At 43.8% G+C, this 370-nt stretch carries 1 protein-coding gene; it reads left to right on the forward strand.

Going from position 1 to position 370, the window contains the following annotated elements:
- Nucleotides 1-354, forward strand: a 354-nt coding sequence (locus tag IQR33_RS23865) for a GGDEF domain-containing protein (RefSeq protein WP_193844114.1), incomplete at its 5' end; no start/stop codon positions are given.
- Nucleotides 355-370 lie beyond the last annotated feature (16 nt).

Consider the following 370-nt stretch of genomic DNA (forward strand, 5'->3'; position numbering starts at 1 on the left):
ACGATCTCCACTATTTTTAAAAAGCATCTTCCTGAGTCAGCCTGCATTGTGCGATTTGGTGGTGACGAGTTCATGATTGTTTTGCTCGAAAAAGCACAACAAGCCAAAATTGTCGCAGAGCAAATTCGCCTTGCGGTCGAAACTGAAACCGCTTTGCAATCATTTAAAACTGAAGTGACCATGAGCTTTGGTATCAGTCAGTTATCTGAGGGGCAATCACTTCAAGAGGCGCTTGCTGAAGCAGACGAAGCGCTATATAGCTCTAAACATACTGGAAGGAACCTCGTTACCTTGTTTGGAGAAGGGAAAGACCTAAATTATAAGTTTGTCCCAGCTCCAGCCAAAAGCGCATAACGTGTTTGTTATGCCA

Origin of the sequence: Vibrio sp. OPT46, from assembly GCF_015163535.1 — a bacterium.
GTDB classification, from domain to species: Bacteria; Pseudomonadota; Gammaproteobacteria; order Enterobacterales; family Vibrionaceae; genus Vibrio; species Vibrio alginolyticus.